1 protein-coding gene is annotated in these 1,243 nt (G+C 48.9%); it reads left to right on the top strand.

Translation table 11 applies throughout. The features are described 5' to 3' along the window. Positions 1–46: 46 nt before the first annotated feature. Positions 47–1,243 (top strand): site-specific DNA-methyltransferase (locus D6694_11420; GenBank protein ID RMH39181.1); only part of this gene is annotated, 1,197 nt, incomplete at its 3' end.

Consider the following 1,243-nt stretch of genomic DNA (forward strand, 5'->3'; position numbering starts at 1 on the left):
CAATCCGCTTTCGTGAAGTATCTTCCTGCACGGTTGAGGAGGAGCGATGCCCACGCTGAACTGGATCGGAAAGGAAGCCGTTGTGAAGCACCACAAGGAGGTGCCGTACCGGCTGCTGGAAGCCGATCCGGCGCTTTCCTGCGGAGATGCCGATTCCGGCAATCTGATCGTGCAGGGCGACAACCTGCATGCGCTTAAAGCCCTGCTGCCTCGCTATGCCGGCCAGGTGAAATGCATCTACATCGATCCGCCCTACAACACCGGCAACGAAGGCTGGGTGTACAACGACAACGTGAACAGCCCGGAAATCCGCCGCTGGCTGGGGGAGGTGGTCGGCAAGGAGGGCGAAACGCTGGATCGCCACGATCGCTGGCTGTGCATGATGTACCCGCGACTGGTATTGCTGCGCCAATTCTTGCGAGAAGATGGCGTAATATTTGTTTCCATCGACGACTATGAAATAGCTCGCCTTCGCTTGTTGATGGATGAAGTGTTTGGAACGAGAAATTTTGTTCATGAAATTGTTTGGAAAAATAAATACGGTCCTGGAGCGATGACAAAGGGATTTGGGAATATTCACGAATACATTCTTTGTTACTCTAAAAACCCTCTGTCAAGCATTGAAGCCCATCTCAGTTCAGAAGAAGCTGCAAGATATAAAAACAAGGACGACAAATTCAAAGTAAGGGGAGGGTATGTCACCCAGCCTTTAATGACTAAAAGCAAGGACCCTAGGCCTAACCTCGTATATCCAGTTTACTATAACGGCCACGAGATTTGGCCGGACAAGCAATGGATTTGGGAAAAAAACAGGTTACAAGAAGCAATTAAGAATGATGAGGTTGTATTCAGAAAAAATAAGGGGAAGTGGAGCGTTAGATTCAAGCAATATCTAAAAGACTCGGCAGGAAATATTCGAAAAGCCAAGCCTATCTCGATCTTAACAGGACCCTTCAATCAAGAAGGAACATGGGAGATAGAAGATATTTTTGGCAATAGAAACATTTTTTCAAATCCCAAACCGTCTTCTCTGATTGCATATCTAATTAGTATGATTATCAATGGGGATGAAGATAAGAATTGCATTGTTATGGACTCTTTCGCTGGCTCCGGGACAACCGCCCACGCTGTGCTGAAGCAGAATGCCGAGGATGGCGGCAATCGCCGCTTCATCCTCGTCGAGATGGACGAGAACATTGCCGCAAACGTCACCGCCGAGCGGGTGCGGCGGGTGATCGAGGGC

The organism is Gammaproteobacteria bacterium (genome assembly GCA_003696665.1).
Lineage (GTDB): Bacteria > Pseudomonadota > Gammaproteobacteria > Enterobacterales.